The organism is Bradyrhizobium sp. CCGUVB23 (genome assembly GCF_024199885.1).
Lineage (GTDB): Bacteria > Pseudomonadota > Alphaproteobacteria > Rhizobiales > Xanthobacteraceae > Bradyrhizobium.
This window is the reverse complement of sequence record NZ_JANADQ010000001.1, coordinates 73,603-93,135: the sequence shown is the minus strand read 5'-3', so window position 1 is coordinate 93,135 and position 19,533 is coordinate 73,603. Positions and strand designations below refer to the sequence as shown.

15 protein-coding genes are annotated in these 19,533 nt (G+C 65.1%); 13 read left to right on the top strand and 2 right to left on the bottom strand.

Annotated elements, in window-relative coordinates:
- Nucleotides 1–29: 29 nt before the first annotated feature.
- On the bottom strand, nt 30–836 hold the full coding sequence (hpaH, locus tag NLN62_RS00395; RefSeq protein WP_254106969.1) for a 2-oxo-hept-4-ene-1,7-dioate hydratase: 807 nt from the start codon (nt 834–836) through the stop codon (nt 30–32).
- Between the two features lie 113 nt (nt 837–949).
- On the opposite strand from hpaH, the gene hpaR reads away from it, so the two are divergent.
- The 13 genes from hpaR to NLN62_RS00330 all read left to right on the top strand — a co-directional run bounded on the left by hpaR (nt 950) and on the right by NLN62_RS00330 (nt 17,501).
- A complete protein-coding gene (gene hpaR / locus NLN62_RS00390) occupies nt 950–1,471 on the top strand; it encodes a homoprotocatechuate degradation operon regulator HpaR (RefSeq protein ID WP_027528218.1) in 522 nt (173 codons plus the stop codon).
- Between the two features lie 162 nt (nt 1,472–1,633).
- Entirely contained in the window at nt 1,634–2,719 is a 1,086-nt protein-coding gene (locus NLN62_RS00385) for a malate/lactate/ureidoglycolate dehydrogenase (protein ID WP_254106968.1), read from the top strand.
- Between the two features lie 126 nt (nt 2,720–2,845).
- Entirely contained in the window at nt 2,846–3,622 is a 777-nt protein-coding gene (locus tag NLN62_RS00380) for an HpcH/HpaI aldolase/citrate lyase family protein (RefSeq protein ID WP_027528216.1), read from the top strand.
- A 164-nt stretch (nt 3,623–3,786) separates the two neighbouring features.
- Nucleotides 3,787–5,310 carry a UxaA family hydrolase gene (locus NLN62_RS00375; RefSeq protein WP_254106967.1) on the top strand — a complete coding sequence of 508 codons (1,524 nt, stop codon included), beginning with the start codon at nt 3,787–3,789 and terminating at the stop codon, nt 5,308–5,310.
- A 167-nt stretch (nt 5,311–5,477) separates the two neighbouring features.
- Nucleotides 5,478–8,747, top strand: coding sequence for a DUF2126 domain-containing protein (locus NLN62_RS00370; protein WP_254106966.1), 3,270 nt, complete (start codon nt 5,478–5,480; stop codon nt 8,745–8,747).
- Nucleotides 8,748–8,774: 27 nt separating this feature from the next.
- The gene (locus NLN62_RS00365) at nt 8,775–11,294 is read left to right on the top strand and encodes a circularly permuted type 2 ATP-grasp protein (protein WP_027528213.1); all 2,520 of its coding nucleotides are present in this window, start codon (nt 8,775–8,777) and stop codon (nt 11,292–11,294) included.
- Entirely contained in the window at nt 11,291–12,169 is an 879-nt protein-coding gene (locus tag NLN62_RS00360; protein WP_254106965.1) for a transglutaminase family protein, read from the top strand. The genes NLN62_RS00365 and NLN62_RS00360 overlap by 4 nt, the downstream gene beginning before the upstream one ends.
- Nucleotides 12,170–12,350: 181 nt before the next feature.
- A complete protein-coding gene (locus NLN62_RS00355; protein ID WP_254106964.1) occupies nt 12,351–13,178 on the top strand; it encodes an HD domain-containing protein in 828 nt (275 codons plus the stop codon).
- 129 nt (nt 13,179–13,307) lie between these two features.
- A complete protein-coding gene (locus tag NLN62_RS00350; RefSeq protein ID WP_254106963.1) occupies nt 13,308–14,201 on the top strand; it encodes an alpha/beta fold hydrolase in 894 nt (297 codons plus the stop codon).
- A gap of 118 nt (nt 14,202–14,319) precedes the next feature.
- Nucleotides 14,320–14,946 (top strand): GTP cyclohydrolase I FolE, encoded by a 627-nt coding sequence (gene folE / locus NLN62_RS00345; protein WP_254106962.1) that lies wholly within the window; start codon nt 14,320–14,322, stop codon nt 14,944–14,946.
- Nucleotides 14,947–14,971: 25 nt separating this feature from the next.
- Nucleotides 14,972–16,495, top strand: a complete 1,524-nt coding sequence (locus NLN62_RS00340; RefSeq protein WP_254106961.1) for an FAD-dependent oxidoreductase — start codon at nt 14,972–14,974, stop codon at nt 16,493–16,495.
- A 130-nt stretch (nt 16,496–16,625) separates the two neighbouring features.
- Nucleotides 16,626–17,201 (top strand): HdeD family acid-resistance protein, encoded by a 576-nt coding sequence (locus tag NLN62_RS00335; protein ID WP_027528207.1) that lies wholly within the window; start codon nt 16,626–16,628, stop codon nt 17,199–17,201.
- A 75-nt stretch (nt 17,202–17,276) separates the two neighbouring features.
- Complete coding sequence (locus tag NLN62_RS00330; RefSeq protein WP_254106960.1) at nt 17,277–17,501, top strand: hypothetical protein; 225 nt, start codon at nt 17,277–17,279, stop codon at nt 17,499–17,501.
- Nucleotides 17,502–17,510: 9 nt separating this feature from the next.
- Here the strand turns inward: NLN62_RS00330 and NLN62_RS00325 are convergent, their stop codons facing one another.
- Entirely contained in the window at nt 17,511–19,250 is a 1,740-nt protein-coding gene (locus NLN62_RS00325; RefSeq protein WP_254106959.1) for a methyl-accepting chemotaxis protein, read from the bottom strand.
- Nucleotides 19,251–19,533: the final 283 nt, after the last annotated feature.

Below are 19,533 nucleotides of genomic sequence, written 5' to 3'. Positions count from 1 at the left end.
GCGGTTTCGCTTCCTGTGCTTCTCGTTTGTCAGGCGAAGTAGCAGCTCACCGAGCCGTAGGCGCCATAATCGGCTTGAATTGTGTCGCCCTTGCGGGTCTCGATCGGACGGATGAAGGAGCCAGCGAGCACGACCTGCCCCGGCTCGAGCGCAAGGCCGAGCGGCGCGATCTTGTTGGCGAGCCAGGCAACGGCGGTCGCGGGATGATTGAGCACGCCGGCCGCAAGGCCGGTCTCCTCTAGCTGGCCGTTCTTGAAACAGAGCGCGCCGATCCAGCGCAGGTCAGCCTCCAGCGGGCGGATCGGCCGGCCGCCGAGCACGATGCCGGCATTGGCCGCATTGTCGGCGACGGTGTCGAAGATTTTTCGCGTTGCCTTGGTCTTGGGATCGACACGCTCGATCCGCGTGTCCAGAATTTCCAGCGCGGGCACCACGAAGTCGGTGGCGTTGAGCACGTCGAACATCGAGCAGTCGGGGCCCGAAAGCCGCTTGCTCATGATGAAGGCAAGCTCGGCTTCCACACGGGTGCCGATGAAGCGATCCGTCGGCACCAGCCCGCCATCGGCAAAGAACATGTCATCGAGCAGCACGCCGGAATCCGGCTCGTCGATGCTGAGCGCGCTCTGCATCGCCTTCGAGGTCAGGCCGATCTTGTGGCCTTTGACGATACGCCCCTCAGCGAGCTTGATGTCGACCCACGCCTTCTGAATCGCGTAAGCATCGGCGATGGTGATCGCGGGATAGTCCTGCGAGAGCTGCCTGATTTGCGTGCGCGTCTTCTCCGCCTGGTGCAGACGCCTCGCGCAGCTCAGAATATCGTCGTTGGAAAGCGCCATCTGTGATCTTACAAATCGTGGTGCCGAGAGATACTTAACATGTTAAATGAATTCGTCAAACCCAATTCGGGTTTGCTGCAGTGCAAACATTTTGGGACTTGAGCGCGGGCGTCATGGCGAAGAAGAAACCGACTGATCCTGCGAACGGAAGCGGGCCTGCCGCCCGACAGGTGCCGATGCGCGAGTTCTCGCGCTCGCTGCCGATGTCGTTGTTGAGGGCGCGCGAGGCGGTCATGCGGCAGTTCCGTCCTTCGCTGCGCCAACATGGCCTCACCGAGCAGCAATGGCGCATCCTCCGCGCGCTCGCGGCCATCGGCGCGGTCGAGGTCACGGAACTCGCGCGTACGGCGTTTCTCCTCGGGCCCAGCCTGTCGCGCATCCTGCGCGATCTCGAAGCCCGCCACTTGATCGAGCGGAAGACGGCGAAAGAGGATCAGCGCCGCAGCATGGTGTCGATCTCCGAGAAGGGCGTGAAGCTGATGGCGGTCGTGGCGCCGACATCGGAAGCGATTTACGCCGAGATCACGCGACGCTTTGGCACACGCAAGCTCGCTGATCTTCAGGAGATGCTGGGCGAGCTCGAGCAGAGCCTTGCAGGACTTGGAAGCGCGGACGAGGCAATAGCCGAGGAGTGAAACCAGATATGCGCGCGCAAGCGGCGAGAACCATGGACACGGCCGCTTTTTTTCGCTCAAAGTGCCGCCCAAGCCGATCTGCCCAAAATCGGCGCCGCCACTGATGCCGCATCTCAGCGGTTTCATCCGGCAGGGAACAAGGAAGAGGCAAACAGGCCCGTTATGGTCATCATTCAGGTTCAGAAGCTGATCGACTTCGTCACGGAGGTGTTTTCGCATGCGGAGTCGTCGCCGGAAGAAGCCAGGCGCATCGCGACTTATCTGACGACGGCCAATCTCACCGGCCATGACAGCCACGGCGTGATCCGCGTGCCCGTCTATATCCGCTGGAAGATGACTGGGAATGTGGTGCCGAACCAGAGCGCCGAGGTTGTGCTCGATACGCCCTCGCTCGCGGTGGTCGACGGCAAGTTCGGCTATGGCCAGACGGTTGCGCCGCAAGCGGTGAAGATCGGCATCGAGAAGTGCAAGAAGGCGGGCCTCGCCGCGGTCGCCCTGCGTAATGCCGGCCATATCGGCCGCGTCGGCGACTGGGCCGAGATGGCTGCGGCTGAGGGGCTGGTCTCGGTCTATTTTGTCAACGCTGCCGGCTCGCTTCTGGTCGCGCCGTTCGGCGGCGTTCAGAAGCGGCTGTCGACTGCTCCCTATTGCGTCGGCATTCCGCGCGAGGGCCAGGATCCGATCGTCCTGGACTTTGCGACCTCGATCGTCGCCGAGGGCAAGGTGCTGGTCGCAAGCCGCGGCGGCAAGAAGCTGCCCAAGGGCGCGCTGGTCGATTCCGACGGCAGTTTAAGCGAGGACCCGGTCGTTCTCTATGGGCCGTATACGCCCGACGGCCAGCGCGATCACACCCGGGGGACGGGCGCGATTCGCGCCTTTGGCGAGCACAAGGGCTCGGGCCTTGCGTTCATTTGCGAGCTGCTCGGCGGCGCGCTGACCGGAACCGGCGCCACCTCAGGCGGCCGCCGCTTCGCTAACGGCATGCTTGCGTTCTTTGTCGACCCCAAGGTGATCGACACGTCCGATGTTTTCGACGCCGAAGTGTCGCGCTATATCGACTTCATCCGGGCCACCAAGCCGATGGCCGGCGTCGAGCAGGTCCTGATCCCCGGCGACCCCGAACGGAAGACCCGGGCCGAGCGCACCAGGAACGGCGTGCCCTTGCCGGATGACACCTGGGCGGCGATAGTCGATACCGCCCGCGATGTCGGTGTCAGCGAGGTCAGCATCCAGAGGGCGACGAGCTAGTTCAATTTCGTCATTGCGAGGAGCGCCAGCGACGAAGCAATCCAGAGTGTTGCCGCGGACGGATTCTGGATTGCTTCGCTTCGCTCGCAATGACGGCGAGTAAGACCAACAGGGAAGGAAGGCAACGTGGCGAATAAAGTCAAAGAGATCTGGAAGTCGGGCAAGGCCGTGGTCAATGCGTGGCTCGCGATCCCCTCCGGCTTCTCGGCCGAGGTGATCGCGCAGTGCGGCTTCGACAGCGTCACCGTCGACATGCAGCACGGCGTGCAGGACTATCTGTCGATGGTTCAGTGCTTCCAGGCGATGGACAAGCATCCCGTGACGCCGATGGTGCGTGTGCCCTGGAACGAGCCCGGCATCATCGGCAAGGTGCTCGATGGCGGCGCCTATGGTGTGATCTGCCCGATGATCAATACGCCGCAGGAGGCCAGGAACCTCGTCTCCTATTCCAAATATCCGCCGAAGGGTGTGCGCTCCAACGGGCCGATCCGCGCCGGCATGTATGGCACCGCGGGCACTTACCAGAAGACGGCGAACGACGATACCGTGCTGCTGCCGATGATGGAGACCAGGACCGCGGTCGAGAACATGGAAGCGATCCTCGACGTCGAGGGCATCGACGGCGTCTATATCGGCCCGTCCGACCTAGGCTTCTCCTACGGGCTCGAGCCGAAGCTCGACCGTACCGAGCCGGAGATCCTCGCGATCTACGAGAAGATCATCAAGGAATGCGGCAAGCGCGGCCTCAACGCGGGCATCCATTGCAGCGGCGCGGAAGGTGCCGCGCGCGCGATCAACATGGGCTTCAAGCTGGTGACGCTGTCGAACGAGGTCGGTCTGATGTCGACCTACGCCAAGATGCAGGTGAACCAGACCCGGAAGGATTCCGGCGGCAAGGCTTGATCTCGCGAGTCCCGGACGCGGTGCAGCGCCATAAGCGGGTCGTTGCACCGCAGAGCCGGGACCCAGTTGCCGACGTCATGCGTGGGCCCCGCATCAGCAGCGCACCGCTTGCGCGCTGCGCAGCATCCGGGGCACGATACTTTTGAAGACCAAGGAGAACGATCATGACCCCAGCCCCCGTCATCCGCCTGCATCCCGATGATGGCGTGGTGATCGCGCGTTCCAGTCTGCCACCCGGAACGGTGGTGGCTGACGGCGTGACGACGGTCGACCGCATCCCGTCCGGGCACAAGGTTGCGATCAAGCCGATTGCGGTGGGCGAGCCGGTCAAGCGCTACGGTCAGATCATCGGCTTTGCCACCGCGCCGATTGCGCCCGGCCAGCACGTGCACACGCAGAATTGCGGCATGGGCGATTTTTCCAAGGACTATGCCTATTGCGCCGACGTCAAGCCGACGCCGAATTTCGACCTGCCGGCGACCTTCGAGGGCATCCGCCGCCCCGACGGCCGCATCGCCACGCGCAACTATATCGGCATCCTCACCTCGGTGAATTGCAGTGCGCATGTCGCTGGCCTCGTCGCCGACGTCTTCAAGAAGAATCCTTTCACCGGTGAAAATCCGCTGGCCGAATTCCCCAACGTCGATGGCGTCGTTGCGCTGACCCACAAGACCGGTTGCGGCATGACGCAGAACGAGCCGCTGGCGCTGCTTCGCCGCACGCTCGGCGGCTACGCGCGGCACGTCAATTTCTCGCACGTGATCGTGTTGGGCCTTGGTTGCGAGGTGAACCAGATCGGCGGCTTGATGGAGGAGCAGAAACTCGCCGGGCGCTTGCGCGCGATGGACATCCAGGAGGTCGGCGGCACCCGCAAGACGGTCGAGGCGGGCGTTGCCTTCGTGCGGGAGGCGCTCGCTGACGCCAACAACGTGAAACGTGAAGCGGTACCGGCGAGCGAGCTGACTGTGGCGCTGCAGTGTGGCGGCTCGGACGGCTATTCCGGTGTATCAGCCAATCCCGCGCTCGGCGCGGCCAGCGATCTCATCGTGCGTCACGGTGGCACCGTGATTTTGTCGGAGACGCCGGAGACCTATGGCGCAGAACATCTGCTCACGCGCCGCGCGGTCAGCCGCGAAGTCGGCGAAAAGCTCGTCGATCTCATGCGCTGGTGGGAAGAATATACCGAGCGCGAAGGCGCCGAGATGAACGCCAATCCGAGCCCCGGCAACAAGGCGGGCGGCCTCACCACGATTCTCGAGAAGTCACTCGGCGCGATGGCCAAGGCGGGCACCACCAATCTCGTCGACGTGCTGCGCTATGCAGAGCCGGTGACGAAGAAGGGCTTTGTGTTCATGGACACGCCCGGCTACGACCCGGTTGCCGCGACCGGCCAGGTTGCAGGCGGCGCCAATCTCGTTTGCTTCACGACGGGCCGCGGCAGTGTGTTTGGCTGCAAGCCCGCGCCGTCGATCAAGCTTGCGACCAACACGCCCATGTACAAGCGCATGGAAGAGGACATGGACGTCAATTGCGGCACCATCCTCGAAGGCTCCGAGACGGTCGAGCAATGCGGCCAGCGCATCTTCGATCTCATTCTGAAGACGGCCTCGGGACAGCCGACCAAGAGTGAGAGCTTCGACTTCGGCGGCGCCGAGTTCGCGCCCTGGGTGATCGGCGCGACGATGTGAGAGAGGCGAATAGCGAATAGGGGGTAGGGAATAGAGGATTTACTCGACTATTCGCCATTCGCGACTCGCCATTCGCACGCCTTGTAGGCACGCGCTGCCCGTTGTTAGTGCTTGATCGCGATGACATCAGGTGTTCTGCTTAAAAAAGCTGCTGGAGCACCGCATCCGTGTCGATCTACGTCGCATTACACCACGTCACGCACTACAAGTATGACCGTCCGATCGATCTCGGCCCGCAGACCATCCGCTTGCGGCCGGCGCCGCATACGCGGACGCCGATCCTGAGCTATTCGCTCAAGGTCACCCCGCCCAATCATTTCGTGAACTGGCAGCAGGACCCGCAAGGCAACTGGCTGGCGCGCTACGTCTTTCCGGAAAAGACGACGGAGCTGAGGATCGAGGTCGATTTCACGGCGCAGATGACCGTGGTCAACCCGTTCGACTTCTTCGTCGAGCCCTATGCCGACAGCTTTCCGTTTCAGTACCCCAAGGATCTGAAGACCGAGCTCGCGCCCTATCTCGAGACCATCACGCCCGGTCCGCTGTTTGCCGAATATCTTGCGTCGATCCCGCGCGAGGCCAGCAACACCGTCAACTTCCTGGTCGAGCTCAATCGCAAGCTCCAGGAGCGGGTGCGCTACATCATCCGCATGGAGCCTGGCGTGCAGACGCCGGAGGAAACGCTCGCCTCAGGCGCAGGCTCCTGCCGTGACTCCGCCTGGCTCCTGATCCAGACGCTGCGCCATCTCGGTCTCGCGGCGCGCTTCGTCTCCGGTTACCTCATCCAGATCCGTCCCGACATCGATCCGATCGAGGGACCACCCGAGGTCGAGAAGGATTTCACGGACCTGCACGCCTGGGCCGAGGTCTATCTGCCAGGTGCAGGGTGGATCGGCTTTGACGCCACGTCCGGCATGCTGGCAGGCGAGGGGCACATTCCCGTAGCCGCCACGCCGCATTACCGGTCGGCGGCGCCGATCTCCGGCAGCGCCGGCTTTGCCGAGGTCGAGTTCGCCTTCGACATGAGCGTGAGGCGAATCCGCGAAGCGCCTCGCATCACAAAGCCTTTCTCTGATGAAGCCTGGACGCGCCTCAACGAACTCGGCGAGCAGGTCGACGGCGACCTCGCCGCGCAGGACGTGCGGCTCACCATGGGCGGCGAGCCGACCTTCGTGTCCGTCGACGATCTCGAAGCGCCGGAGTGGAACACCGAGGCCGTCGGCCCGACCAAGCGCGCGCTCGCCGACGATCTGATCCGCCGTCTGCGCACGCGCTTTGCGCCGGGCGGTCTGCTGCACTACGGGCAGGGCAAATGGTATCCGGGCGAGAGCCTGCCGCGCTGGGCCTTCGGCTTGTACTGGCGCAAGGACGGCGTGCCGATCTGGAAGAATGCCGACCTGATCGCGAAGGTCGAAACTCCCCGCCGCGCCGAGGTCAGGGACGCCGAGGCCTTCATGGAGGGCACGGCGGCGCGGCTCGGGCTCGATCCCGCCTACATCATGCCGGCCTATGAGGATCCCGCCTATTGGCTGCAGAAGGAAGCCGACCTTCCCGTCAATGTCGATCCCTCCGACTCCAAGCTGTCCGACCCGGAAGCGCGTGCGCGCATGGCGCGGGTGTTCGACCAGGGGCTCGGCACGCCGCGCGGGTTCGTGCTGCCGGTGCAGCGCTGGAATGCGCCGCCGCGCTGGCGCAGCGAACGCTGGGGGCTCCGGCGCAGCCATCTGTTCCTGACGCCGGGCGACTCGCCCTTGGGGCTGCGGCTGCCGATGGGCTCGCTCGGTTACGTCCCGCCCAATCAATATCCCTACGTCATCGAGCAGGACCCGATGGAGGTGCGCAAGCAACTGCCGGTGTTCAGCCGCATGCCGCGGCCGCCGTCGCCGCCGCGGGTGGCGCCTGAATATCTCAATATGACGATCCCAGTGCGCACCGCGATGGCGGTCGAAATCCGTGACGGTGTGCTCTGCGCCTTCATGCCGCCCGTCGAGCGGATCGAGGATTATCTCGAGCTGATCGCCGCGCTCGAAGACACCGCCGAGGAGATGCAGCTTCCGGTCCATGTCGAGGGCTATCCGCCGCCGTTCGATCCGCGTATCGACGTCATCAAGGTGACGCCCGATCCCGGTGTGATCGAGATCAACATCCAGCCGGCGAAGAACTGGCGCGAGGCGGTCGACATCACGTCCGGTCTTTATGAGGACGCTGCGAAGGTGCGGCTCGGTGCCAACCGCTTCCTGGTCGATGGTCGCCACACCGGCACCGGCGGCGGCAATCACATCGTGGTCGGCGGCTCGAGCCCGCAGGACTCGCCGTTCCTGCGCCGGCCCGACCTGTTGAAGAGCCTCGTGCTGTACTGGCAGCGCCACCCGTCGCTGTCCTATTTCTTCTCCGGCCTGTTCATCGGCCCGACCAGCCAGGCGCCGCGCATCGACGAGGCGCGCCATGACAGCATCTACGAGCTCGAGATCGCGCTCTCGCACGTGCCGCCGCCGGGCTACCAGACGCCGCTCTGGCTGGTGGACCGTCTGTTCCGGCACCTGCTCGTCGACATCACCGGCAACACCCACCGCGCCGAGATCTGCATCGACAAGCTCTATTCGCCGGAAGGCCCGACCGGGCGGCTCGGCCTGGTCGAATTCCGCGCGCTCGAAATGCCGCCCGATCCGCGCATGTCGCTGGCCCAGCAGCTCCTGATCCGCGCGCTGATCGCAAAGCTCTGGCGCGAGCCACAAGCCGGCAAGTTCGTACGCTGGGGCACGGCGCTGCATGACCGCTTCATGCTGCCTCACTTCATCTGGGAGGATTTCGTTGACGTACTTTCTGAGTTGAAGCAATCCGGCTATCCCTTTGAGCCGGAATGGTATCTGGCCCAGCTCGAATTCCGTTTCCCTGCCTTCGGCCGGGTCCATCATGGCGGCGTGACGCTGGAATTGCGCCAGGCGCTGGAGCCCTGGCATGTGCTCGGCGAGGAGGGCTCGGCCGGCGGCACCGTGCGCTACGTTGATAGTTCAGTTGAGCGGCTTCAGGTGAAGGCGGAAGGCTTCATCGAAGGCCGCCATGTCGTGACCTGCAACGGCCGCCGCCTGCCGATGACCCCGACCGGTCGCTCGGCGGAAGCCGTGGCCGGCGTCCGCTTCAAGGCCTGGCAGCCAGCCTCCGGCCTGCATCCGACGATACCCGTCCACGCGCCCCTGACGTTCGACCTCATCGATACCTGGAACGGCCGCTCGCTCGGCGGGTGCGTCTATCACGTCGCCCATCCCGGGGGCCGCAACTATGACACCAAGCCGGTCAACACCTACGAGGCCGAGGCGCGGCGGCTTGCGCGCTTCCAGGACCACGGTCATACGCCAGGTCCCAGCCAGCCGCCGCCGGAGGAACGCACAATTGAGTTTCCGCTGACCCTCGACTTGCGCACGCCGCTCCTGCATTGAGTATGGTGATGCTGCAGGGAGTGGTGCATGGGCGAAGGCGCGACCGACGGAGAAGGCCAGGCGGGCAGGCGCCTCAGCCAGCGCCGCGTCGCGCAATGGGTCCGCGACTATAGCCGTCTGCCCGGCATCCCCGACGAATTCCTGGGTCCCGATGGCGCCCCGCGCGCCGTCTGGAGCCGTTTCTTCGACGCCTTTGGTGCGCTGGCGCCCGACGAGATCGAGCGGCGCTTTGCCATGGCCGACCGCCATTTGCGCGAGGCCGGCGTCACCTATCGCGCACCAGGCGACAGCGCCGACCGGCCCTGGTCACTCAGCCACCTGCCGCTCCTGATCGACGAGGCCGACTGGCAGCAGCTCTCGGCCGGCATCAAGCAGCGTGCCCAGCTACTCGAACTCGTGCTGCGTGACATCTATGGCGAGGGCAGGCTGGTCGCCGAGGGTGCGCTCCCTGCCGCCGCGATCGCCGGCAGCCCCGAATATCTGCGGCCCGTCTGCGGCGTGGCGCCGCCCGGCGGGCGGTACCTGTCGATCTACGCCGCCGATGTCGGCCGCGGGCCCGACGGGCGCTGGTGGGTTCTCGGCGACCGCACGCAGGCGCCGTCCGGGGCGGGCTACGCGCTGGAGAACCGCCTCGTGCTGTCGCGTGCCTTCGCCGACCTCTACAAGTCGATGAACGTGCCGCGCGTTGCGCCGTTCTTCGAGGCGTTTCGGGACTCACTTCGCGCCAGCGCCGATCGCGACGAGCCGCGCATCGGCGTGCTGTCGCCCGGCAGCTTCAGCGAGACCTACTTTGAGCACGCGACGCTGGCGCGCTATCTCGGCTTCCTGCTGGTCGAGGGCGACGATCTCGCGGTCAGCGACAACCGCATTCACATCCGCACCGTCGCAGGCCTCAAGCGGCTCGACGTGCTCTTGCGCCGGGTCGATTCCAATTCGCTCGATCCGCTCGAGCTCGATGCGTCCTCGCGGTTGGGTGTGCCCGGGCTGGTCGACGTGTTGCGCAAGGATGGCGTCGTCGTCGCCAACATGCCCGGCTCGGGCGTGCTGGAGGCGAGGGCGTTGCTCGGCTTCCTGCCGGCGTTGAGCCGTCGCCTGCTCGGCGAGGAATTGAAGATGCCGCATATCGCGACCTGGTGGTGCGGCCAGCGCTCGGCGCGCGAGGAGGTTTTGGCACGGCTCGACGAGGTCGCAATCGAGGGCGCCTATCGCCGTGGCGTTCCCGGCTTCCACAGCACGGGACCTGTGCTTGCGAGCGAGCTCGACGCATCCGAGCGCCAGCGCCTGATCGACGCCATCGGCGGGCGCGGCATGGATTATGTCGGCCAGGAGGTGGTGCGGCTGTCGACGATGCCTGTGTGGGAGCAGGGGCAACTCACGCCGCGCCCCTTCGTGCTGCGCGTGTTCGCTGCCGCCACGCCCGACGGCTGGACCATCATGCCCGGCGGCTTCTGCCGGATCGCCGAACAGGCCGACGCGCGCGCCGTCTCGATGGGCGATGGAGCGCGTGCCGCCGACGTCTGGGTCGTTTCGGAGAAGCAGGTCTCGACCGCGACGCTGCTGCCGGCAACCGACAAGGTGCGGATCCGTCGCATCGCGGGCGTGCTGCCGAGTCGTGCGGCGGACAATCTGTTTTGGCTCGGCCGCTATCTCGAACGCGCCGAGGCCACGCTGCGGCTGGTGCGCGCGCTCGGCTCGCCGATGCGCGGGCCCAACAACAAGGGCGCATCGGCCGCGATGCAGTCGGCCGAGCGCATCCAGCGCATCCTCGTCGCCTGGGGCGCGATCTCCCAAGCCTCGCGCACGGCTCCTGGACGGATCGCCGCCGAAGCACTGCAAAGCCCTGACCGTTTCGGCTCTGCGCTGTCGCTGGTGCGGGCCGCGCAACGCACGGCAACCGGCCTGCGTGAGCGCTTGTCGCCCGATGCCTGGCAGGTGATCACCGAGATGGCCGAGCGGCTCGCCTATGAGGTCGAGGACGACGACAGCGTGCTCAGCGCTGCCGAGCTCACCTTGCAGGAGCTCGCGAGCTTCGCCGGCCTTGCGCAGGAGAACATGAATCGCGCTGCCGGCTGGCGTTTCCTCGACATGGGGCGCCGCGCCGAGCGCGCCATCAACACCACGCGCTTCGCGCGACAGTTCGCCTATGACGAGGCGGGCGATGAGGACCTCGACGTGCTACTGACGCTGGTCGATTGCCAGATCACCTATCGCTCGCGCTATCTGCTGGCGCCGGTGCTCGCGCCGGTACGCGATCTCGCGGTGCTCGACACCTACAATCCGCGCTCGGTCGCCTTCCAGGTCGCAAGCCTGAACGAGCACATCGCAGCGCTGCCGAGCCTGAAGGAGTACGGCCTGATCGAGAAGCCGCAACGACTTGCAGTCGCCGTGCAGGCGATGCTCGCCACAGCCGAGGCGGAGAAGCTCGAGGTCAAGTCGCTGTTCTCGCTGGAGCAGGACCTGCTCAACCTCGCGGAGGCGATCGGGCTGCATTACTTCCCGCATGGCCCCAATGCCAGCCGGCCGGAAAAGCTGACGGGGCTGGCGTGATCTACGACATCCGTCACGTCACGACCTATTCCTACGAGAGTCCGGTCAGCTTCGCCCGCTGCACGCTACGGCTGGAGCCGAAGAGCGGCGACGGGCAAGAGCTGATCTCGCACCACGTCGAGATCCGGCCGCGGCCTGCGGACCGCCATGCCAGGCGCGATTTCTTCGGCACGCTGACCGAGAGCGTCGTGATCGAAGTTTCGCATCGCAATTTGCGCATCGATTCCCGCTCCCGCGTGTCGGTGTCGCGAAATCCGCCGCCGCGCGATGCCTTCAGTCCGCCCTGGGAAAGCATCCGTGACATCGCTTTCGAGGCGACGAGCCTCGGGCCATCGTCACCGGTCGGCTACGTGTTTGCGAGCCCTCTGGTGCCGGTGCTGCGTCCCGTCAGCGCCTATGCTGCGATGAGCTTTGCGCCCGGCGGCGGTATCCTCGCCGGCGCCGTCGATCTGATGCATCGTATCCGCAGCGAATTTCGCTACGACCCGAAGGCGACGGTGATCTCGACGCCGCTCAACGAGGTGTTCGACAAACGCCACGGCGTCTGCCAGGACTTTGCCCATGTGATGATCGCCGGGCTTCGCGGGCTCGGGCTGCCGGCGGCCTATGTCAGCGGCTATTTGCGCACCATCCCGCCGCCCGGCCAGCCGCGCCTGCAAGGCGCCGATGCCACGCACGCCTGGGTGTCGCTATGGTGCGGGTCTGAGCTCGGCTGGGTCGGGCTCGATCCGACCAACGATCTCCTGGTCGCCAACGATCACATCGTGCTCGCGGTTGGCCGCGACTTCTCCGACGTCTCGCCGGTCGACGGCATCATCGTCGGCTCGCCGAAGCAGAAGCTCGGCGTCGCCGTGGACGTGCTGCTGGTGGAGTAGGAATTGTCACCAGATGCACCGCTGACCACGGGAAGACCGTCGCGCAACACAAATCTTTTCGCTACGTCTCCATTGGAGATTTGGTCAGCCGGGCCGAGATGGGCTATGCTGCCCCCGGGGCGAGGAGAAACGAGGCGTCAGGAGTTGGCGTGGGAACACCACCGACGACGGGGCTGCATCCATGATCACGTTACCGAGACTGGCTGCCGAATCTCTGGAAAAGCTGCTCGGCTCGTTCATGCGTCGCCGGTACGACGAGTCCTCCGCGAGGACGATCGAGGGCGCGACGCGTACCGCGATGGAATGTATCGGCAACAGCGATGCGCTCTATCACAATATCGAGCATACAATGCTCGTGACACTGGCGGGCCACGCCATCCTGAATGGCCGATATCTCCATACCCACATGGAGGCGGAGGATTTCATCCACGTCCTGATCGCCTGCCTTGCCCATGACATCGGCTATGTGCGCGGCCTGTTCGAGGAGGATGATAAGGATGGCTTCCTGATCGACGCCGCCGGCACCAAGATCGCGCTGCCGCGTGGTTCCTCCGATGCCAGCCTGATGATGTATCACGTCGACCGATCGAAGCTTTACGTGATGCGGCGGCTGCAGCACATTCCGGGGCTCGACCCGGAGCGCATTGCGCGCGCCATCGAAGGCACGCGGTTTCCGGCCCGGGACGGCCAGGACTACGATGCCGACGCCTCGATCCTGCGCGCTGCTGATTTTATCGGCCAGCTCGGCGATCCCAACTACCTGCGCAAGGCCAACGCGCTCTACTATGAATTCGAGGAGGTCGGTATCAACCGCCAGCTCGGCTACGACTCGCCCGCCGACATCGTGCATCGCTATCCGCAATTCTATTGGGACAGCGTCGCTCCGCATATCCAGACCGAGATCGGCTATCTCAACCAGACCGACATCGGCCGGCAGTGGATCGCCAACCTCTACAGCAACGTGTTCCGCGCCGAGCGCGACATTCCGCTGTCGGGACCGCAGAAGTAGGTCGGAGCCTTGTAGCCGCGTAGCCCGCATGAGCGGAGCGACATGCGGGTTGCTCGCTCCGCGGTCCCGGATATCGCTACGCTCATCCGGGCTACAATATCGTTTTTTTGCAAGAGGGTTGTCGCAAGAATGCAACCGAAAACAGTGACCGCCGGCGTTCTCGAAATCGCCTATCTCGAATTCGGCGCGCCGGATGGCTGGCCCTGCATCATGAGCCATGGTTTTCCCTACGACGTCCACGCCTATGCGGAGACCGCGCCGCTGATCGCGCAATCCGGTGCGCGGGTGCTGGTGCCGTCGCTGCGCGGATACGGCGGGACGCGGTTTTTGTCCGACAAGACGTTGCGCTCGGGCGAGCAGGCGGCGCTCGGCGCTGACCTCCTGGCGTTCATGGATGCTCTGAAGATCGAGCGCGCAATGGTCGGCGGTTATGACTGGGGCGGGCGCGCGGCCTGCGTGGTCTCGGCGCTCCATCCGGAGCGCGTGGTCGGGCTCGTCTCCGGTAATTCCTACAACATCCAGAACATCGCGCGATCGATGGAGCCGGCTTCGCCGCCGGAGGAAGCCGCGCTCTGGTATCAATATCTCTTTCACAACGAACGCGGCCGGCGCGCGCTGGAGCGCAACCGGCGCGGCTTTGCCCGCCAGCTCTGGTCGATGTGGTCGCCGACCTGGGCGTTCGATGATGCGACGTTCGACCGAAGCGCAGCTGCCTTCGACAATCCGGACTTCGTCGACGTCGTGATCCACTCCTACCGGCATCGCTATGCGCTGGTCGAGGGCGATCCCGCCTATGCGGAAATCGAGGTACAGCTTGCCATGCAGCCGCCGATCCGCGTGCCGACGATCGCGATCGACGGCGATCACGACGGCGTCATTCGTGGCACCGCCCATCACGCGCACAAGTTCGAGGGCTCTTTCGAACGGCGCGTGTTCAACGGGGCAGGTCACAACCTGCCGCAGGAGCGGCCCGCCGAATGGGCGCAGGCCGTGCTCGACCTGCGCAAGGCCGCAAACAGGTAAGCCTGGTTCCGAGCCGCTCTGATTTTTCCCCTATCCCCGGAACCTTTTTCCGTTGGCGCCGTCCAAGCCTTGGTACCGCGACGCAATTGCCAGCGGCTAGTCAGGGGGAGGAGTTCATATGGAAAGACAAGCGCGACGGCTGGAACGCGTTGCACTCGCGCAAGCGCCGGCAGAGGTCCCGAGCCAGGCGGAGGTCGAGGACGCCGTCCGTACCATGATCCGCTGGGCGGGCGATGATCCCGCACGTGACGGCCTGCGCGAGACGCCGGACCGGGTGGCGCGTGCGTTTCGGGAATACTTTGCCGGCTACGAGCAGGACCTGACCGAAATCCTGCAAAAGACTTTTGAGGAGATCGAGGGCTATGACGAGATGATCGTGCTGCGCGGCGTTCGCTTCGAGAGCCATTGCGAGCACCACATGGCGCCGATCGTCGGACGTGCCTGGGTCGCCTATATTCCGCAGGGGCGCGTCGTCGGCATTTCCAAGCTCGCGCGGGTGGTCGACATCTACGCCAGGCGCCTCCAGATCCAGGAAAAGATGACGGCGCAGATCGCCAACTCGATCAATGACGTGCTGAGGCCGCAAGGCGTCGGCGTGATTATCAAGGCCACGCATCATTGCATGACCACGCGCGGCGCGCACAAACCGGGCACCGATCTCGTCACCAGTCGCATGCTCGGCGTGTTTCGCGATAACGCGTTGACGCGGCAGGAGCTGCTGGGCCTCGCCAACTCGGACGATTGAGACGCAAAGCCACGGGAGACGGCGCATGAGCGATGAGAAGAAGCCGAGTGGACCCGATCTAGCCAAGGGCGTGAACCTCGCCGATTTCAACAACGGAAAGCTGCTCGGCCATGTCGGTGGCGAAGACGTTCTCCTGGTGCAGCTCGGCGCCGAGGTCGTGGCGATCGAACCGGCTTGCACGCACTATCATGGTCCGCTCGCCGAGGGGCTCGTGGTCGACGACACCATCCGATGCCCCTGGCATCACGCCTGCTTCTCGCTGCGCACCGGCGAGGCGGTCGCAGCGCCGGCGCTGAATGCGCTGGCGGTCTGGGAGGTCGAACGCGAGAAGGACGAGATCATCGTGCGTCGCAAGCGAGAGGCGCCACCACAGGCCGCGCCGCATCGCTCCGCGCCGACGCCGGACCGGTTTGTCATCGTCGGTGGCGGCGCGGCGGGATTTGCAGCGGCCGAAATGCTTCGCCGCGAGGGCTTTGCCGGCAGCATCACCGTGCTCAGCAACGACAGTGCCTTGCCGGTCGACCGGCCGAACCTGTCGAAGGACTATCTGGCTGGCAATGCGCCGGAAGATTGGCTGCCGCTCCGGCCAGAGGATTATTACGCGGACGCAGGCATCGAGCTCAGGCTCGACACTTCCGTCGCCGCGCTCGATCCGAAACAACGTCATGTGACGTTGGGCAACGGCGACAAGGTGCCGTTCGACCGGCTGCTGCTGGCGACCGGCGCCGAGCCCGTGAAGCTACAGATTCCTGGTGCCGACCAGCCGCATGTCCACACCCTGCGATCGGTCGCCGACAGCCGTGCCATCATCACGGCAGCGGGCAGCGCCAAACGCGCGCTGGTGATCGGGGCGAGCTTCATTGGCCTCGAGGTCGCCGCCTCCTTGCGGGCGCGCAAGCTCGAGGTTCACGTCGTCGCACCGGAGGAACGGCCGATGGAGCGCATCCTGGGAGCCGAGATGGGCGATTTCGTCCGTGCTCTTCATGAAGAGAACGGCGTCCATTTCCACCTCAGGGACACCGTGGAGAAACTCGATGGCCGCCGCGCGCACCTGAAAAGTGGCGGCGTGATCGAGGCGGACCTCGTGGTGGTCGGCATCGGTGTCAAGCCGCGCCTCGAACTGGCCGAGCGGGCCGGGCTTGCGATCGATCGCGGCGTGACGGTCGATGCTTACCTCGAAACCAGCGCGCCCGGCATCTTTGCGGCCGGCGACATCGCGCGCTGGCCGGACCCGCATTCTCGGACCAACATTCGCGTCGAGCACTGGGTGGTTGCCGAGCGGCAGGGGCAGACCGCGGCGCGAAACATGCTCGACCGGCGCGAACGCTACGACGCCGTGCCGTTCTTCTGGAGCCAGCACTATGACGTGCCGATCAATTATGTCGGCCACGCCGAAGGCTGGGAAGACATCAAGGTCGACGGCAGCATCCCGGGCAAGGACTGCCTGCTCCGGTACCGGAACGGCGGCCGTGTGCTCGCGGTCGCGTCAATTTATCGCGATCTCGACAGTCTGAAGGCCGAGCTTGAGATGGAGCGGTCGCGCGCCTGAAGCGCGCCTTGGCGGCCTTGACCTGTATCAACGGTGGCGCCTGCGGCGGCTGCTCTTCTGGCTGTCGCCCCCGCCGGGCTCATGCTATCCTGACGTGTGCCGTGGGGGCTCGCATGTAGGAGTGGCCGTCATGACAACTGCTTCGGATATGTCTCACAGACTAGGCTTGGGCTCCGGCATCGCGGCGTTGCGCCCGAAATGGGGCTGGATCGTCGCGCTCGGCGTCGTCTACGTCATTGCCGGCTTCATTGCGCTCGGCAGCGTGGTGATCGCGACGGTCGCGAGCGTGCTGGTGGTCGGCGTTATGATGATCGTGGCTGGCGTGACCGAGGTGATCGGCGCTTTCCAGATGAAGAGCTGGGGCAAGTTCCTGATCTGGGCGCTGCTCGGCGTTCTCTACGTCATCGCGGGCTTTTTGACCTTCGAGAACCCGCTGTTTGCTGCGGTGCTGCTGACCCTGTTCCTCGGTGCCTCGCTGATCGCTTCCGGCGTCGTCAGGCTGTTTCTTGCCTTCAGCATGAAGCGGGAGAGCCCCTGGATCTGGGTCGCGCTCTCGGCCGTCATCACGCTGTTGCTCGGCCTGTTGATCCTGGCTCGCTGGCCGGTCAACAGCGTCTACATCCTCGGCCTGTTCCTCGGCATCGACCTGATCTTTGCCGGCGCGGGCTGGCTGAGCCTCGGCTTCAGCCTGCGGCGCGGCACTTAAGGCGCGCGAGGAAGGGCTGATTTTCAAGTCGCGGTTGACCGCGCGATCCTGCGCGCGGCCGAAGGGGAGTGCTTCATGCGTTGGGTCTATCTCGCCATCATCATCCTGTTCGCGGTCGCGATCGTGGTGTTCGCCGCGCAGAATTTCGAGACCGTGAAGGTCTCGTTCTTCAGGGTGAACCTCAGCCTGCCGCTCGCGGTGCTCACCGTCGTCGTCTATCTGCTAGGCGCGGTGACCGGCGGAAGTCTGTTCGCGCTGCTGCGACGCTCCTACAAGGGCTCCTGGCGCAGCGTCGAATGATGCGGGGAGCTAGCTCGCCTTGGCGATGTGGCGCTCGGCCGGGCCCGAGCGCAAATTCTGGAAGAATTTTTCCACCTCGCGCGACAGGGTTTCGGCCGTTGCGGTCAGGCTGCCTGCCGCGGTCAGCACGGAGGTTGCCGCGGTGTCGGTCTCGCCGATGGCGTCGCGCAGCGAGGTGATGTTGGCGACCAGGGTCTCGTTGCCTTGCGCAGCGGATTGCGCGTTGGCGGAGATTTCGCGGGTCGCGGAGTCCTGCTGGCCGATGGCGCCTGCGATGGCCGAGGTGACGTCGTTGATCTCGCGCACAGCGCCGCCGATCTCGCGCACGGCCTCGACCGCGTTGCGGGTCGAGAACTGGATCATGCCGACGTTCTCGCTGATCTCCGCGGTCGCCTTCGCCGTCTGCCCCGCGAGCGCCTTGACCTCATGGGCGACGACGGCAAAGCAACGGCCGGCGTCGCCGGCGCGCGCCGCCTCGATGGTGGCGTTGAGCGCGAGGAGGTTGGTCTGCTCGGCGATCGCCTGGATCAGATTGAGCACGCCGTCGATGCGCTGTGTGGCGGCTGCCAGGCTCTCGATCTCGGAGATCGATTTCTCGGTGCGCTGGCCGGTCTGCTCGACGGCGCTCGCCGATTGCCGCACCTGACGGCCGATCTCCTCGACGGATGCCGACAGCTCTTCCGCCGCACCCGCCACCGCCGTGACGTTGTGCGAGGCCTGCTCGGTGGCGCTCGCCGCCGTACCGGCGCGCGTGTTGGCATCTGCCGTGACGCGGGTGATGGTCTGCGCGGTCTCGCGCATCGCCGACGCGTTGTCGGCGAGGCCCCGCATGACCATGCCGATTGCTTCGCGGAAGGCCTCGACCGAGGTCTCGATGTGGCGAGCGCGCTCGTCGCGCGCCGCGGAGTCCTGGGAGACCTGCGAGGCGAGGTTGCGATTGCGGTCCATCGCCTCCTGAAAAAGCCGGATCGCGCGCGCCAGCGCGCCGATCTCGTCGGCACGCTCGGTATGCGGCACCACGACATTCTCTTCGCCGTCGGCGACCCGCTTGATGGTCGCGGTAATCGCCGAGAGCGGACGGGCGATCGAGCGCGCGATGATGACGATGCCGATGACGACGAGCGCCAGCGCGACGCCGCCGAGGCACGTCAGCACGAAGGAGAGCGTGCGATTGGTCTCGGTCTCCTGCGCAATCTGCTTGGCGCGCTGGGCGTAGACCTTGGACAGCGCCTCGAGATCCTTGTTCAACGCCAACCGCACGCTGCGATTGGCGTCGTTGTCGCCCCATTCGCGGCCAGCAGCCGGACCGATCTCATAGGCGCGGCGAACCAGTTCTTTCCGGAAGTCGATGAACTGCTCGATGCGCTTCTTGAACGTTGCGAACTGCTCGGCGTCGTCGGTCCTGACGATGGCTTCCCAGCCCTTCACCACGCCGAGGATCTCGTCGTTGAACTTGAGCAGGCCGTCCCCGAACTTCTTCACGGCCTTTGGATCCGTCGACATGTAGACGCCGCGGGATTCCATCACCACGGCGTAAACCAGCGAGTTGACACGCTCGACGTTGAGCGCTGCCGCGTTCGCGGTCTCGATCGCAGCCGTGAGCTCGGCACCGCGGCGGCTGTTGTAGTCCGACAGCACCGCGATCCCTGCGGTGAGCAGCGCAAACAGCGCGAAAATCGAATAGAGCCTGGTAGCAAGGGTGAAACGGCCTGCCAGGCCGGCGGCATTCCCAGTGCGGTCAGTTGTCATGGCTTCCAGCGATCCGAATGGCCTTTACGTGCGATCGGTGAGCACGAACGGTAAAATTGATACAAAACTATGCAGAATGAAGGTGGACGCGCCGTTAACGCGCCCGGGTTGCGTGTCCGTCCTTTGTCTTAGAAAATACAAGGGATATCAGTCTGTTGGAGACGCTGTCGGTTTTGGGCAATGCGCGTCCGGGGATAGGCTGACATGCTGCAAAGATCGGCATGCACGGCTGCCGCCAGGCACGTATTCCTCGGAGCTGGGTTAGGTCTGCATCGGCCATTGG

Bases quoted from the DNA above. Each gene is read 5' to 3' on its own strand.
- hpaH (WP_254106969.1), bottom strand. From the start codon at position 836: ATGGCGCTTTCCAACGACGATATTCTGAGCTGCGCGAGGCGTCTGCAC.
- hpaR (WP_027528218.1), top strand. From the start codon at position 950: ATGGCGAAGAAGAAACCGACTGATCCTGCGAACGGAAGCGGGCCTGCC.
- NLN62_RS00385 (WP_254106968.1), top strand. From the start codon at position 1,634: ATGGTCATCATTCAGGTTCAGAAGCTGATCGACTTCGTCACGGAGGTG.
- NLN62_RS00375 (WP_254106967.1), top strand. From the start codon at position 3,787: ATGACCCCAGCCCCCGTCATCCGCCTGCATCCCGATGATGGCGTGGTG.
- NLN62_RS00365 (WP_027528213.1), top strand. From the start codon at position 8,775: ATGGGCGAAGGCGCGACCGACGGAGAAGGCCAGGCGGGCAGGCGCCTC.
- NLN62_RS00355 (WP_254106964.1), top strand. From the start codon at position 12,351: ATGATCACGTTACCGAGACTGGCTGCCGAATCTCTGGAAAAGCTGCTC.
- NLN62_RS00350 (WP_254106963.1), top strand. From the start codon at position 13,308: ATGCAACCGAAAACAGTGACCGCCGGCGTTCTCGAAATCGCCTATCTC.
- folE (WP_254106962.1), top strand. From the start codon at position 14,320: ATGGAAAGACAAGCGCGACGGCTGGAACGCGTTGCACTCGCGCAAGCG.
- NLN62_RS00340 (WP_254106961.1), top strand. From the start codon at position 14,972: ATGAGCGATGAGAAGAAGCCGAGTGGACCCGATCTAGCCAAGGGCGTG.
- NLN62_RS00335 (WP_027528207.1), top strand. From the start codon at position 16,626: ATGACAACTGCTTCGGATATGTCTCACAGACTAGGCTTGGGCTCCGGC.
- NLN62_RS00330 (WP_254106960.1), top strand. From the start codon at position 17,277: ATGCGTTGGGTCTATCTCGCCATCATCATCCTGTTCGCGGTCGCGATC.
- NLN62_RS00325 (WP_254106959.1), bottom strand. From the start codon at position 19,250: ATGACAACTGACCGCACTGGGAATGCCGCCGGCCTGGCAGGCCGTTTC.